This window comes from Conexibacter sp. W3-3-2, from assembly GCF_009707605.1.
GTDB lineage: Bacteria > Actinomycetota > Thermoleophilia > Solirubrobacterales > Solirubrobacteraceae > Paraconexibacter > Paraconexibacter algicola.
Window position 1 is genome coordinate 535,378 of the sequence record NZ_WLYW01000001.1, and the last position, 14,428, is coordinate 549,805.

At 73.4% G+C, this 14,428-nt stretch carries 14 protein-coding genes; 10 read left to right on the top strand and 4 right to left on the bottom strand.

What is annotated here, in order from left to right; genetic code table 11:
- Window positions 1-26: 26 nt before the first annotated feature.
- Together GKE82_RS02665 and GKE82_RS02670 are read right to left on the bottom strand one after the other, a co-directional pair.
- Window positions 27-3,269: an ELWxxDGT repeat protein gene (locus tag GKE82_RS02665; RefSeq protein ID WP_154732247.1), complete on the bottom strand. Its 3,243-nt coding sequence runs from the start codon at window positions 3,267-3,269 to the stop codon at window positions 27-29.
- A 145-nt stretch (window positions 3,270-3,414) separates the two neighbouring features.
- Window positions 3,415-3,642: a hypothetical protein gene (locus GKE82_RS02670; protein WP_107571081.1), complete on the bottom strand. Its 228-nt coding sequence runs from the start codon at window positions 3,640-3,642 to the stop codon at window positions 3,415-3,417.
- Window positions 3,643-3,683: 41 nt separating this feature from the next.
- Here GKE82_RS02670 and GKE82_RS02675 point away from each other — a divergent pair, with 41 nt between their 5' ends.
- From GKE82_RS02675 to GKE82_RS02695, 5 genes are all read left to right on the top strand, one after another.
- Window positions 3,684-4,115, top strand: coding sequence for a protease inhibitor I42 family protein (locus GKE82_RS02675; RefSeq protein ID WP_154732248.1), 432 nt, complete (start codon window positions 3,684-3,686; stop codon window positions 4,113-4,115).
- A 139-nt stretch (window positions 4,116-4,254) separates the two neighbouring features.
- Window positions 4,255-4,575: a 2Fe-2S iron-sulfur cluster-binding protein gene (locus GKE82_RS02680; protein WP_107571083.1), complete on the top strand. Its 321-nt coding sequence runs from the start codon at window positions 4,255-4,257 to the stop codon at window positions 4,573-4,575.
- Between the two features lie 37 nt (window positions 4,576-4,612).
- A complete protein-coding gene (locus GKE82_RS02685) occupies window positions 4,613-6,055 on the top strand; it encodes a cytochrome P450 (RefSeq protein ID WP_107571084.1) in 1,443 nt (480 codons plus the stop codon).
- Window positions 6,056-6,083: 28 nt separating this feature from the next.
- Window positions 6,084-7,325 (top strand): NAD(P)/FAD-dependent oxidoreductase, encoded by a 1,242-nt coding sequence (locus tag GKE82_RS02690; RefSeq protein ID WP_154732249.1) that lies wholly within the window; start codon window positions 6,084-6,086, stop codon window positions 7,323-7,325.
- Window positions 7,326-7,387: 62 nt separating this feature from the next.
- Window positions 7,388-7,978, top strand: a complete 591-nt coding sequence (locus GKE82_RS02695; RefSeq protein WP_154732250.1) for a TetR/AcrR family transcriptional regulator — start codon at window positions 7,388-7,390, stop codon at window positions 7,976-7,978.
- A gap of 56 nt (window positions 7,979-8,034) precedes the next feature.
- Here GKE82_RS02695 and GKE82_RS02700 read toward each other — a convergent pair whose 3' ends face one another.
- Together GKE82_RS02700 and GKE82_RS02705 are read right to left on the bottom strand one after the other, a co-directional pair.
- Window positions 8,035-9,039 carry a hypothetical protein gene (locus tag GKE82_RS02700; RefSeq protein ID WP_107571087.1) on the bottom strand — a complete coding sequence of 335 codons (1,005 nt, stop codon included), beginning with the start codon at window positions 9,037-9,039 and terminating at the stop codon, window positions 8,035-8,037.
- Between the two features lie 105 nt (window positions 9,040-9,144).
- The gene (locus GKE82_RS02705; protein ID WP_107571088.1) at window positions 9,145-9,531 is read right to left on the bottom strand and encodes a hypothetical protein; all 387 of its coding nucleotides are present in this window, start codon (window positions 9,529-9,531) and stop codon (window positions 9,145-9,147) included.
- Window positions 9,532-9,629: 98 nt separating this feature from the next.
- Here GKE82_RS02705 and GKE82_RS02710 point away from each other — a divergent pair, with 98 nt between their 5' ends.
- The 5 genes from GKE82_RS02710 (at window position 9,630) to GKE82_RS02730 (ending at window position 14,426) form a co-directional block, all read left to right on the top strand.
- Window positions 9,630-9,962: a DUF1330 domain-containing protein gene (locus tag GKE82_RS02710; RefSeq protein ID WP_107571089.1), complete on the top strand. Its 333-nt coding sequence runs from the start codon at window positions 9,630-9,632 to the stop codon at window positions 9,960-9,962.
- A gap of 353 nt (window positions 9,963-10,315) precedes the next feature.
- Window positions 10,316-10,981 carry an HAD-IA family hydrolase gene (locus GKE82_RS02715; protein ID WP_154732251.1) on the top strand — a complete coding sequence of 222 codons (666 nt, stop codon included), beginning with the start codon at window positions 10,316-10,318 and terminating at the stop codon, window positions 10,979-10,981.
- A gap of 40 nt (window positions 10,982-11,021) precedes the next feature.
- Window positions 11,022-12,251: a sedoheptulose 7-phosphate cyclase gene (locus GKE82_RS02720; protein WP_154732252.1), complete on the top strand. Its 1,230-nt coding sequence runs from the start codon at window positions 11,022-11,024 to the stop codon at window positions 12,249-12,251.
- Window positions 12,252-12,261: 10 nt separating this feature from the next.
- Window positions 12,262-13,086, top strand: a complete 825-nt coding sequence (locus tag GKE82_RS02725; protein WP_154732253.1) for an O-methyltransferase — start codon at window positions 12,262-12,264, stop codon at window positions 13,084-13,086.
- A complete protein-coding gene (locus GKE82_RS02730; protein ID WP_309233352.1) occupies window positions 13,083-14,426 on the top strand; it encodes a hypothetical protein in 1,344 nt (447 codons plus the stop codon). The genes GKE82_RS02725 and GKE82_RS02730 overlap by 4 nt, the downstream gene beginning before the upstream one ends.
- The last annotated feature ends 2 nt before the right edge of the window (window positions 14,427-14,428 follow it).

Sequence of the window (14,428 nt, forward strand, 5' to 3'; positions counted from 1 at the left end):
CTCGCCCGCCCGCCGCCCGCTCGCGGCTACCGGCGCTTCGCCGCCGGACGGCGGAGCTTCAGCGTGCGGGTCACGCTGGTCCTCCCGATGGTCGCGGTCGCCGTCACGGCGGTCGTCCGCCCGGCGCGCACGAGCTTGCGGCCCTGCGCGTTCAGCGTCAGGCGGACGCTGACCGTGCCGCCGGCCGCCGCCCGGAACGCGGCCCGGGCGACCGTCACCCGCACGGTCCGCCGCTTGCCCTTCACCCGCTGCGTGGCGCGGACGGTCAGCGTGACGATGCCCACGCAGGCCGTCGTGCCCGTGCACCGCAGCGCCACCGCCGCGCGGTTGCGCGCGTCGAGGCGCAGCGTCGACGGTCCGCCGAACGCGAACGCCGTCCGCGGCGGGGTCGTCGTGCCGCCGCCCGGCGTCGTGCCGCCGCCACCGGCCGGGGTCGACCCGGTGGCGGTGCCCGTGCCGGACCCGGGATCGGTCGGCGGGGTCGGCGGCGCGGGCGGCGCCGGCGGGACCCGCGCCGGCACCGTGAACAGCTCGCGGCCCGGGATGTCCTGGGTGGCGACGAGGACCACGCGGTCACCCGCCTGCGCGAAGCCGCGCGGGGTCGAGGACTCGCTCCCCGGACGGATGTCCGTCGGGGTGGTGCTCGCGGGCGTGCCGTCGCTGGTCCACAGCTCCTCGCCGACCGCGGCCGTGCGGGCGCCGAAGTGCAGGCGGTCACGGATGACCCGCAGGCCGGTCACGCCACCGTCGGTCGTGCCCGGGGCGGTGTCCGCCAGCAGCGAGGTGCCCGCCGCGGTCCCATCGGTGACCCAGGGCTCGCTGCCCGCCGTCGGGGTGCGGATCAGGAACACGAGCCGGTCCCCGACGACCGTCAGGGAGCCCGGGAAGGTCCCGGCGGTGGGCGTCGGGATGTCGGTGACGCGGACGGTCCCGGCGGCGGTCCCGTCGCTCTTGAAGATCTCCCAGCCCTCTGGCCCCCCGTCGTTGGCGGCGAAGAACACCGTCGAGCCGACGGCGACGAGCTCGTAGGGACTGGACCCGCCCACCCCGGGGCGGATGTCCTTGACGCGCACGGTGCCCGCCGCGGTGCCGTCGCTCTTCCAGAGCTCGGTGTCGCGCCCGTCGAGGCCGTCACCGGCGGAGGCGAAGAAGAGCGTCGACCCGACCGCCACCATCTCCCCGCTCCCGGCCGCCACGGGACCCGCGTCGGTCGGGCGCTGGATGGGCCTGATCTTGACCGGCTCGCTCGCGCCCCTCGGCAGCTTCCAGAAGGCCGCGGCGTCGGTCTGGTCGGAGCCGAAGAGGTACAGCGCGTCGCCCATGACCGTCAGCGAGATGGGAAAGAACCCGAAGGTCGCCGGTGCCGCGGGCGGCACGCTCTTCACGATCGAGACCCCCGTGCCGTCGCTGGCGCGCAGATCGACCTGCGAGCCGCTGGGCACGGCCGGGACGACCACGCCGAAGTAGAGCTTGCCGTCGAAGGCGACGGACGACGTGATGCTCGGGCTCTGCGCGCCCGGAACCTGGTCGGCGACCAGGCGGGTGCCGTCGGTGGTGCCGTCGGTCACCCACAGCTCCGTCCCCGTCGCGCCGTCGTTGGCCGTGAAGAACAGCTTCGACCCGACCGCCCGCAGCGGCCGCGGGTCGCTCCCGGTGGCTCCGGGCCGGATGTCCCGCAGGAGCCTCGTGCCGTCGCCGGTGCCGTCGGTCACGTGCAGCTCCGGGCCGAGGCCGCCCGTGTCGGCGACGAAGTACGCCTTGTCGCCCGCCGTGGTCAGGAACGGGTCGACGCCGTCGCGGAAGGTCGACGGCGTCCGCTGGTTGAGGTCGCGCACGAGCCGCGTGCCCGCCGTCGTCCCGTCGGAGACCCACGGCTCCCCGCCCGTCGACGGCGTGCTGGTGCGGAAGTAGACGCGATCGCCGAAGCTCACCGCGGCCCGCGGCGCCCCCGACGGGTCGAGCTGGCGGGTCCCCGCCGCGGTCCCGTCGCTGAACCACAGGCCACCGGAGGCCGTCGGACCCTCGGCCGCGAAGACGACCCCGTTGGGCACCGCCAACAGCGCACGACCCTGACCGAAGTCGGGGGTCGGGTTGTACGCCACCGAGGTGACGGTCGTCGTGCCGCCGGACGTGCCGTTGGAGACGTGGAGGCGCACGCCGGTGCCGTCGTTGGCGAGGAAGAACAGCTTGTCGCCCACGACGACGAGGCTCTCCGGGTTGGACGCCCCGACGTCCGGGTTGATGTCCTTGACGAGCGTCGTGCCGGCCGCGGTGCCGTCGGAGGTCCACAGCTCCCGCTCGGTCGTCTCGTCCCCGGCGTGGAAGTACAGCTTGCCCTGGAGCACCACCGGGAACCGGGGGTCACCGCCGTCGGGACCCTGGCGGATCTCCTTGACCAGCGCGACGGTCGGCGTCGTCGTGGCGAGCCCGTCCACCTTCCAGAGCTCGTTGTTGTTGGGCGCGTCGCTGGCGTTCAGGTACAGGACGCCGTTCAGCACCACGGGACTGCTCGGGTCGCTGGAGCCGGGTCCCGGGTTGATGTCGGTCAGCCGCTCGGTGCCCGGGGCGGTGCCGTCGGTACGCCACAGCTCCCGGCCGTTGGTGCCGTCGTCGGCGGTGAAGTACACCTTCGAGCCGATGCGCATGAGGTCCTGCGGCCCGGAGCCGTCGGGGCCGGTGCGGACCGGCAGTGGCGTCGTGCCGGACGCCGTGCCGTCGCTGATCCACAGCTCGCGGCCCTCGTTCGGCGCCTCGGCCGCGAACACGAACGTCGAGCCGTCACCGAGCGCCGTGAACTGGTCGGGGTTGCTGTCGCCGGACGCGAGGTCCTTCAGCTGGAAGGTCCCGGTGGCCGTGCCGTCGGTGCGCCACAGCTCGCGGCCGCCCGTGCCCTCGTTGGCGGCGAAGTAGACGACGTCCCCGGACGGCGTGGTCACCGTGCCGAACGACGTCGGGTCCGCGGCCGCGGTCCCCGTGCCGATCGCCTTCACGAGCGTCGTGCCCGCGGCGCTGCCGTCGGTGATCCAGATGCCCCGGTCCCCGCCCGGGATCCCGGCGGCGAAGACGTGACGCGTGCCGAGCTTCGCGAACCCCGACGGGTCCGACGACCCCGGGGGCGTGAGCCGGAAGTCCTTCAGCAGCGTGGGCGGCCCCTCCAGCGTGACCGCAGCGGATGGCGCGGGCGCGGCGAGACCGAGCGCGACGAGTGGCGCGAGCGCGCGGACGGCGAGACGACGCGTCGGCGACGCGCCGCGACGAAGAGACGACATGGAACCCCCTGGTTGGAACCGACCACACCGACCGCACCCCTGCGGGTCGGTGCACCACCGTGAATTCCATCACACCGGAATGCGCGGCGTGCCATCGACGCCCCGGCCACCGGTGCCGGGCGCGTCGGCGCTCGCGGCCACCCGCTCAGGCCGGGGGCGGCGTCCAGCCGGCGCGCAGCCGGTCGGCGTAGGCGGCGAGCCCACGCGCGGCCGGGGTCTCCTCCCCCAGCGTCCACGCGTGCGCGGCGAGCGCGGCCGCGAGCTCGTCGGGACCGTCGCCGAGGTCCAGCCGGGCGCGGATCAGGTCCTGCAGTGCCCGGCCCGGGTTGGCGGCGGCGATCGCCGCGTCCAGCGCCTCGTCGAGATCGTCCATCGCGGTCCCATCATCGCGCAGACGCGGCTAGGGTCGGCGCCATGACCGCCCGGCTCGCCCGTTGTCTCGTCGTCCTCGCCCTCCCCGCCGCGCTCGCGTGCGTCGCGACCCCGGGGCCCGCGGTCGCGGCGGCGCCCGCCGGGACGACCGTGGTGACGCAGGCGCGCTCGGGCGACGTCGTCACGATCGCGCGCGGACGGACCCTCGAGCTGCGGCTCACCGCCTGCCTGGCGAGCTGCGGCTTCCGCTACGAGACCGTGCGGCGCCCCGACCCGTCGGTGCTGCGGTTCCGCTCCTCCCGCGTCGAGACCCCGGAGCAGCCGCAGGACGGTCCGCCGGTCGTCGGTGGGTCCAGCACCAAGGTCGTGCGCTACCGCGCGACCGGCCGGGGGACGACGCGGCTGGCCCTGCGGCTCGTCGGCCCCGACGGGACCGTCGACCAGCGCTTCCGGCTGACCGTCCGCGTGCGCTGAGCGCCGCCTCCGGGCCCGTCCCGGGAGCCGGCCCCACCACCTTGACGCAACGAGTTGACACGGTGGAAAGTCGAGCTGTAGCGTCTGCCGCGGAGAGGCCCCGCACCGTGCGGGCACGGACCAGCGAGAGAGGGAGACGATGGGCACCATCACGTTCGTCGAGTACGACGGCACCACGCACGAGATCGAGCTCGTCGACGGGTCGTCGCTCATGCAGCTCGCGACGAGCAACGGCGTCCCCGGCATCGACGGCGACTGCGGCGGCGAGGCCTCGTGCGGCACCTGCCACGTCATCGTCGACGAGGCGTGGGCCGCGAGGACCGGCACCCGCTCTGAGGAGGAGAGCCAGATGATCGAGATGTCCCCCGAGTGCGCGCCGAACTCGCGCCTCGCGTGCCAGATCACGGCGACCCCGGACCTCGACGGTCTGACGGTCCGCCTCCCCGAGTTCCAGATGTAGCGCAACGGCACCCCGACCGAGGCAGGCGAACGCAGACATGACCCCCATCGACACCGTGCTCGACCAGGCGCTGACCCGCGTCACCGACAAGGTGCAGGCGACCATCCCCGTCGACCGGCAGGTGCGCGCGGCGCACCTCGTGAAGAAGGCGAAGCGCTTCGCGGGTCTCGAGACCCCGCTCGTCTTCACCGAGGAGCCGATCCCCGACCCCGCCGACGTGCCGCTGACCGAGATCGACCTCAGCAACCCGTTCATGAACCGGCAGGGGAAGTGGTACCCGTACTTCGCGCGGCTGCGCGACGAGGCGCCGGTCCACTACCTGGCCGACAGCCCGTTCGGCCCGTTCTGGTCGATCACGCGGTACGCGGACATCCAGGCCGTCGACTCCAACCCGAAGGTCTTCTCCGCCGAGCCGTACATCGTGCTCGGGCAGCCGCCGCTGGAGATCGAGATGTTCATCGCGATGGACCCGCCCAAGCACGACGTGCAGCGCAAGGCCGTCCAGGGCGTCGTCGCGCCGCGCAACCTCAAGGAGATGGAGGGCCTCATCCGCGAGCGGGTGCAGGAGGTCCTCGACTCCCTGCCGACCGACGAGCCGTTCGACTGGGTCGACCGTGTCTCGATCGAGATCACCGGCCGCATGCTCGCGACGCTCCTGGACTTCCCCTACGAGCAGCGCCGCAAGCTCACCTACTGGTCGGACACCATCAGCGGGACCGCGGAGGGCACGGGCGGCACCACGCACCAGGACGAGATGTTCGCCGCCGGCGAGGAGCTCGCCCGCAGCTTCGTCGCGCTCTGGCACGACAAGGCGGCGCGCCGGGCCGCGGGCGAGCCCGACGGCTTCGACCTCATCACGCTGATGCAGACCTCCGAGGACACGAAGGACCTGATCAAGAAGCCGATGGAGTTCCTCGGCAACCTCACGCTCCTGATCGTCGGCGGCAACGACACCACGCGCAACTCGATGACCGGCGGCGTCCTCGCGCTCAGCCAGAACCCCGACCAGTTCGAGAAGCTGAAGGCCGACCCGTCGGTGATCCCGAACATGGTCTCGGAGATCATCCGCTGGCAGACCCCGCTGGCCTACATGCGTCGCGTCGCCAAGGAGGACGTCCACTTCGGCGGGCAGTTCATCCGCAAGGGCGACCAGGTGATCATGTGGTACGCGTCGGGCAACCGCGACGAGCGCAAGTTCGAGAACCCCGACGCCTTCCTCATCGACCGCCCGAACGCGCGCAACCACATGTCGTTCGGCTTCGGCGTGCACCGCTGCATGGGCAACCGCCTGGCCGAGATGCAGCTGCGGATCCTCTGGGAGGAGCTGCTCGCGCGGTTCGACCGCATCGACGTCGTCGGCGAGCCCGAGTACGTGCAGTCGAACTTCGTCAAGGGCTACTCGAAGATGATGGTGCAGCTGACCGCCCGGAGCGCGCCGCAGGAGAGCGCCGAGCCCGCCGAGGAGCCGGCCGCCGCCTGAGCGGCGCCGTCGACGGAGGGCAGCAACGATGGGCGCGGAGCGGATCGTCGTCGTCGGCGCAGGCCACGCCAGCGCGCAGCTGTGCGCGAGCCTGCGCCAGGACGGCTGGGCCGGCGAGATCCTGCTCGTCGGCGACGAGCCCTCCCTCCCCTATCAGCGACCGCCGCTGTCGAAGACGTACCTGGCCGGGGCCACGACCCTCGACGAGCTGCTGATCCGCCCGGCGGACTTCTACGACAAGCAGCAGGTCACGTTCCGGCAGGGCCGCGTCACCGCGATCGACCGTGCGGCCCGCACGGTCGCGCTCGACGACGGCGGGACGCTCGCCTACGACCGGCTCGTGCTGTGCCTCGGCGCGCGGCCGCGCCGCCTGACGATCCCCGGCAGCGACCTCGCCGGGGTCCACCAGCTGCGGGACGCCGCGGACATCGAGGCGATCCGCGGGAGCCTCGCCGACACGCGGCGCGCGGTGATCGTCGGCGCCGGCTACATCGGCCTGGAGGCGGCCGCGTCGCTGCGCAAGCTCGGCGTCGACGTGACCGTGCTGGAGGTCGCCGACCGGGTCCTGCAGCGCGTCACCGCACCGGAGGTCTCCGCGTTCTACGAGCGCGTGCACCGCGAGGAGCAGGTCGACGTGCGCGTCGGGACCGCGGTGCAGGCGCTCGAGGGCGACGGCCGCGTGCGCGGCGTGCGGCTCTCCGACGGCTCCACGCTCGACGCCCAGCTCGTCATCGTCGGCATCGGCGTGGTGCCGAACGTCGAGCTCGCCCGGGACGCCGGACTCGCCGTCGACGACGGCATCGCCGTCGACGCGCACGGTCGCACCGAGGATCCGGCCGTGTTCGCGGCCGGGGACTGCGCGAGCGGCTTCCACGCCCGCTACGACCGGCGCCTGCGTCTGGAGAGCGTGCCGAGCGCCGTCGAGCAGGCCAAGCTCGTGTCGGGCGCGATCTGCGGCATCGAGAAGCCCGGCGGGGCCCTGCCCTGGTTCTGGTCGGACCAGTACGACCTGAAGCTCCAGATCGCGGGCCTCAGCACCGGCTACGACGAGGTCGTGCTGCGCGGCGATCCTGCCGAGGGCCGGTCGTTCGCCTGCTTCTACTACCGCCGCGGTGCGCTGATCGCCGCCGACTGCGTGAACCGGCCGCAGGAGTTCATGTTCAGCAAGCGCGCGATCGGGCAGGGCCTCTCGCCGCAGCCCGCCGAGCTCGCCGACCCGGACACCGCGCTGGCCGCCCTGCTGCGCGCCCCGGCCGCCGGCGCCGGCTGAGCGCCGCCGCAATCTGACACCCCGTCTTGTCACTGCGACAAGCCGGGCAGTACGCTCTACCGATGGCCGTTCTCTCCCGTCGCGCGCAGGTCGCCGGAGCGCGTCGCGCGACCGAGGACGCACTCCTCGAGGCGACCCTCAGCCTGCTCGCCGAGGGCCTGCCCTTCGCCGAGCTGTCGATCGACCAGATCGTCAAGCGCGCCGGCCTGTCGCGGCCGACGTTCTACTCGTACTTCCGCGACAAGCGGGCGCTGGTCCTGCGGCTCGGCGTCGAGTTCGAGGAGGACCTCGCGAAGGTCGCGGTGCCGTGGCTGGAGTCCGCCGACGGGGACGTGCGCGACACGCTCGAGGGCGTGCTCGCCGTCTTCCAGAAGCACGCGACGACGCTCAGCGCCGTGGTCGAGGCCGCGACCTACGACCCCGACGTCGCCGAGTTCTGGGGCGCCTTCCACGCCCGCTTCCGCCCCGGCGGCGAGGCGCGCGTGCGGGCAGGCAACCCGGACCTCGACGAGGAGTCGGTCCGCGCCCGCGCGTACACGCTGATCTACATGACCGAGAGCTCGATCACGACGCAGGTGCTGCGTCCGGCGGTCGACGCCGACGCGCTCATCACCCAGCTCGCGTTCATGTGGGACGCGGCGACCGGCGGCTGAGCCGCACCGCGCGCCGGCGGGACCCCGGGCGACCGGAGCCCCGCCGCACCGCCGGGCTAGATGAAGCGGCGGGTGACCCGGAAGCCGAGCGTGATCGTGCCCGGGGCCACGAGCGCCGAGCCCTGGAACTCCGCGCGCAGCTGGTAGCGGCCCGACGACCGCGCCGTGAAGCGCTTGGTCAGCACGCCGTTCTTCGCCGTGACGGTGCCGATCGTGCGGTACTTCCCGGACTTGCGCAGTCGCAGCCGGACCTTGCCGTTGACGTTCTCCCGGAACTTCAGCCGGATCCGGTAGCTCGGACCGCGGTTGTCGATGTAGCGGGTCGAGTCGAGGTCGAACGGGCCCTTCACGTCGACGAACTGCGGCGCCGTCCACGGCGTGTACGCCGGCGTGGAGCCGCCCTTCGCGCGGGTCGTGAACGTGTAGCGGCCGGGTGCCGGGAACGTCACCTGGGCGGCCCCGTTGAGCGAGAACAGCGAGTCGGTCGGCGTGGCGCCCGAGATCCCGACCGTCGGGTCGAAGACGCCGAAGTTCTTGTAGAGGATCTCCTGGCGGGCGTTGACGGTCACGCCGGTCGGGAACGAGTAGGTCTTGCGCGCGAACGAGCCGGGGTCGCGCGTCAGCAGCGGCGTCGTCGGCGTCTGGATCGCGGCCGCCGCGTTGATCGTGAACTGGCCGGTGGCGCCGCCCGTCGTGGGCGTCGCGCACGCGTTGTCGCTGTAGAGCGTCGTCGTCATCGTGTACGTGCCGTTGCCGACGTACTGGACGAGCCGGGCGATCGGCCCGAACTGGAGCTTCAGGCACGCGTTGTCGACCGCGACCGGCGCCCCGTTCGGCCCGACCACCGTGTACTTGTAGTACTTGGGCAGGTCCTCGCTGGCCGCGACGATCGTCACCCGCGGCTCGACGTTGGTGATCGCGAGGCCCGGTGTGATGTTCGTGTAGACGCTGCCGTCGTTCTGCACCTGCTGGGTGACGGTCGCGGAGGCGGCGGCGGGGACGGCGAGGGTCAGGATGCCGGCGGCGAGCGCCGCGCGGCGGATGGGGGAACAGGTGGGCACCTGAGCTCCTTCTCACGTGGTTTGGTCGGCACGCTACAACCCCGTTTTGCGCAGCGAGTCGCGGTCGCCGACGGATGCTGACGCGCCATCTGCGCGGGGGCTGGCTCAGCCCGTGTGGGTGCCGGCCGCGTCGGCGGCCAGCGCGAACAGCTCGCCCATCGCCTCCGCGGGCGACTCGTCCTCCCCGGGGACCCAGCGGCCCTCGGCGACCGCCTCGCGCGCGGCGCGCACCCGGTCCTCGAGCGCCCCGGGCGCGGGCGGGGCCGCGCACCGCATCGCCGTCCACACGAGCTGCTCGGCGACCGTGCGTCGCGTCCCGGCGGACACGCCGTCGGCGGCCAGCACGCCGCCCAGCACGGCCGCGGCGGCGGTCAGCTGGACCGCGCCCGCGTCGGCGTGGAGCGCGAGCGCGGCGACGAGCGGGTCGGGCCAGCCGTCGTGGGTGGCGGCGTCGACCTGCTCCATCGCGGCGGCGGCGAACGAGACGTCCATCGCAGGCGGATACGGGCGTGGCCCGGACCGGGATCGGCGGGCCGTCCACGCGGGGCTGGCCGGTGACCGGGGCGGCCAGGCCGGGGTAGGGTCGCGCCATGGCTCCCGTCTACGCCCTGAACCTCTTCGACCTCGCTCCCAACGACGACTACAAGGCGTACTCGCGGCGCTCCGTCGACGCGGTCGGCAAGCACGGCGGGCGGGTCGTCGCGCTGGGCCGGCTCTCCGAGGACACCGCCAGCAGTGGCGACGTGCCGCCCCGCCAGGCCATGGTGCTCGTGGAGTGGCCGAGCGCCGCGGCGTTCGAGGCGTTCAAGGCCGACCCCGACCACGAGGACCTGCACCCGCTGCGCGAGGGTGGGACCGAGCACTACCTCTGGTGGGCCTACGACAAGCTCGAGGACCTGCGCCCGCTGCTCAACGACCGCTGAGCTGAGGCTCCCGGCGGGCCCGTCGCGACGACACCGACGGCCGTCGATGCGCCAGGTGACGAACCGGTCGGGAGACCGGTGTGTCGTCCGGGTCGTCGCGCCACCGCCTGGCCGTACAGATCGTCCGGACAGGTCGTCCCGCAGGGCGGAAGCGTCGACCACGACGACAGTTTTCGCGCCCTCCCCGCATCCCCGGGCACCCGTGAGGACCGCGAGCGCGTCCTCGGCCCGCCCCCGGGCGCAGGGCCGTCGGCGGGCGTCGTCCGTCCACCACCGCGCAACGTCCGGGCGATCCGCCCTCCGGGACGCGCCGTACCCGGGCCATTCCGTCCCGCCGTTCCCGAGGAGAGCACATGCCGGCCCTGCTGTTCGGCTCCATCAGCACCGTCGCGGACACGTCCGAGATCCAGCGCGAGGCGTTCAACGCGGCCTTCCGCGAGCACGGACTCGACTGGCACTGGGACCGCGACGCCTACCGCGAGCTGCTCGCCTCCAGCGGCGGTGAGCAGCGCATCGCCGACCAGGCCCGGGCCAGCGGCGAGACCGTCGACGCCGCCGCCGTCCACGCGACGAAGACCGCCCGCTTCCAGCAGCTGCTCGCCGAGGCGCAGCTGCGACCGCGGACCGGCGTCACCGAGACCATCCGCGACGCCAAGGCCAGCGGCTTCGGCGTGGCGTTCGTGACCACCACCTCGGCCGCCAACGTCGCCGCCGTCCTCGCCGCCGTGGAGGCGGACCTGCCCGCCTCCTGGTTCGACGTCGTCCTGGACCTCTCGCACGTCGAGCACCCCAAGCCCGACGGCGACGCCTACCGGCACGCGCTGCGCGCCCTCGGCGAGCCCGTCGAGCAGTGCCTCGCGATCGAGGACAACGTCGGCGGCGTCGCCGCCGCGGCCGACGCCGGCGTGCGCTGCGCCGCGTTCCCCAACGCCAACACGGCCGGACACGACTTCACCGCCGCGACCGCCGTCGTGGACCACCTCGCCTTCGACGACCTGCGGGCCCTCCTCCCCGCCTGACCCCACCCTCCCTCTCCCCCTCGAGAAAGAGCCCCCCACCATGAGCAGCAGCACGCCGCAGGCGACCTTCACCGCGACCGACCGCGCCTTCCACGTCGAGGGCTACGAGCGGATCGACTTCAGCCTCCTCTACGTCGACGGGGTCTTCTCCCCCGAGAACCCCGAGCTGGCCGACACCTACCGGTCCTTCGGGCGCTGCCTGATGGTCATCGACGAGAAGGTCCTCGGGCTCTACCGCGACCAGATCGACGCGTACTTCGCCCACCACGACATCGCGCTGACGCTCGTCCCGGTCGGCATCCGCGAGACCGAGAAGTCGCTGCGGACGCTCGAGCGGATCGTCGACGCGTTCGGCGAGTTCGGGCTGCTGCGCAAGGAGCCGGTGCTCGTCGTCGGCGGCGGCCTCACCACCGACGTGGCCGGCCTGGCCTGCGCCACGTACCGGCGCGGCACGAACTACATCCGCATCCCCACGACGCTCATCGGCCTCGTCGACGCGAGCGTGGCGATCAAGGTCGCGGTCAACCACGGGCACTACAAGAACCGGCTCGGCGCCTACCACGCCTCGCAGCAGGTGCTGCTCGACTTCTCGTTCCTCGCGACGCTGCCGGAGGACCAGATCCGCAACGGCATGGCGGAGCTCGTCAAGATCGCCGTCGTCTCGCACGAGCCGCTCTTCCAGATGCTCGAGGAGCACGGCGAGGCGCTGCTGGAGTCGCACTTCGGGTTCGTCGGCGGGACGCCGGAGCTGCGCGAGATCGGCCATCGCGTCACCTACGACGCGATCCACGCGATGCTCGAGCTCGAGGTCCCGAACCTCCACGAGCTCGACCTCGACCGTGTCATCGCCTACGGGCACACCTGGAGCCCGACGCTCGAGCTCGCGCCGCAGGAGCCGATGTTCCACGGCCACGCGGTGACGATCGACATGGCCTACTCGGCCACCGTCGCGCAGCAGCTCGGGCACATCACGGTCGAGGACCGCGACCGCGTGCTGGCGCTCATGAGCGGCCTCGGCCTCGCGATCGACAGCCCGTACCTGACGCCCGACCTCATCGCCCGCGGCACCGAGTCGATCATCCAGACCCGCGACGGTCTCCTGCGCGCGGCGCTCCCGAGCCCGATCGGCACGACGTTCTTCCTCAACGACGTCACCCACGAGGAGCTCACCCGCATGCTGCACGTGCACCGCGAGCTCTGCGCGGCGCTCCCGCGCGAGGGCGACGGCGTCGAGATGTGGACCTCCGCCCCCGCCGGCGGGGCACGGTAGGGCCCCGACGATGACCGGCCGGACCGACGCCGCGACCGCACCGCGCCCCGTCACGCCGGGCGGGATCCTCGCCGCCCGGCTCGCGGAGGTCTGCGAGCGGGTCGCGGCGTCGGGCGGGCAGGACGACGCGCTGCTCGCCGAGCTGCGAGAGCTCCGCGACCTGGCGGCCGGCCTGGACCCGTACGTGGAGGCGGTGACCACCCCGGAGTCCCCGGCCCTCGCCGCGCTCGCCCGGCGCACCCGTGAGCACGACTGGGACGCCCTCGACGGCCCGCTGGAGCAGGAGATGCTGTCCGGGCACGTCGAGGGGCAGTTCCTCAGGACGCTCGTGCACGCGACCCGCGCCCGCTCGATCCTCGAGGTCGGGCTCTTCACCGGGTATTCGGCGCTCGCGATGGCCGAGGCGCTGCCGGCGGACGGGCGGCTCGTGGCGCTCGAGCTCGACCCGGGCGTCGCGGCGCTGGCCCGGGAGTGCTTCGCGGCCTCCCCCGCCGGCGCGCGGATCGAGGTCCGGGTCGGACCGGCCGCGGACGGCCTGGCGGACCTCGCCCGGGCCGGCGAGCGGTTCGACCTCGTGTTCGTCGACGCCGACAAGGGCGGCTACCGCGCCTACCTCGACGCGCTGCTCGACGGTGACCTGCTCGCCGAGCACGCACTGGTCTGCGTCGACAACACGCTCATGCAGGGCGAGCCGTGGACCCGCGATGGCGCGGACGCCTCGCCCAACGGCGCGGCGATCGCCGCGTTCAACGCCGCGGTCGCCGCCGACCCGCGCGTCGAGCAGGTGCTCGTGCCGCTGCGCGACGGCGTCACGCTGATCCGCCGGGTGGCGTGAGCGGCACGCTGCGCACCGACGCGCGCACCGCGGCGACCCTCGGGCTGCTGACCCTCGCCCTGCCGCTGAACGCCGCGCTGACCGGCGCGGCGCTCGCCCGCGGCGCGATCCGCCGGGCCCGCGGCGTCCCCGCACCACCACGGGCGACACCGGCCGCCCAGCCGCGCACGGTGCTGCTCAGCGGCGGGAAGATGACGAAGGCGCTGCAGCTGGCCCGCTCCTTCCACGCCGCCGGGCACCGCGTCGTGCTGGTCGAGGCCCCGAAGTACCGCTGGAGCGGCCACCGCTTCTCCACCGCGGTCGACGTCTTCCGCACCGTCCCGCCCCCGGAGGACCCCGGCTACGTCGACGCGCTCGTGCAGGTCGTGCGCGAGGAGGGCGTCGACGTGTACGTGCCCGTCTGCAGCCCGGTGTCGAGCCTGCACGACGCGCGCGCCCGGGCCGCCCTGGACGGGCTCTGCGAGGTCGTCCACGGCGACGAGGAGACGATCGCCGGCCTCGACGACAAGGCGTCGTTCACCGAGCTCGCCGCCTCGCTCGGCCTGCCGGTCCCCGAGGCGCACCGCATCACCGATCCCGCGCAGGTCCTCGACGTGCCGGCCCCGCAGGACGGCGGCCACTACGTCCTGAAGAGCATCCCCTACGACCCGGTCCATCGGCTCGACCTGACCCCGCTGCCGCGCCCCACCCGGCAGGAGACGCGCGCGTTCGTCGCCGACCTCCCGATCTCCCCGGAGCAGCCCTGGGTGCTGCAGCGGTTCGTCGACGGCCAGGAGTACTGCACCCACACGACCGTGCGGGACGGTCGCGTGCGCGTGCACCTGTGCTGCGAGTCCTCCGCGTTCCAGCTCAACTACGAGATGGCCGACGTGCCCGAGATCGACGCGTGGGTCCGCGAGCTCGTCGGGCGGCTGCGGCTCACCGGGCAGTACTCGTTCGACTTCCTGCGCTCGCGCACCGACGGTCGCGTGTACGCGATCGAGTGCAACCCGCGCACGCATTCGGCGATCACGATGCTGCACGACCACCCCGACGTGGCGCGCGCCTACCTGGAGGACGACGACCTGCCGCCGGTCCGGCCGCTGCCCGGCAGCCGCCCCACCTACTGGCTGTACTGGGAGCTGTGGCGGCTGCTGTCCCGCCCGCGGACCGCGCCAGAGCGCCTGCGCACCCTGTGGCGCGGCACCGACGCGATCTTCGACTGGGACGACCCGCTGCCGTTCCTGCTCGTGCACCACCTGCAGATCCCGTCGCTGCTGCTCGGCAACCTCCGCGCGCACCGGCCGTGGGTGCGGATCGACTTCAACATCGGCAAGCTCGTCGAGCCCGCCGGGGACTGACC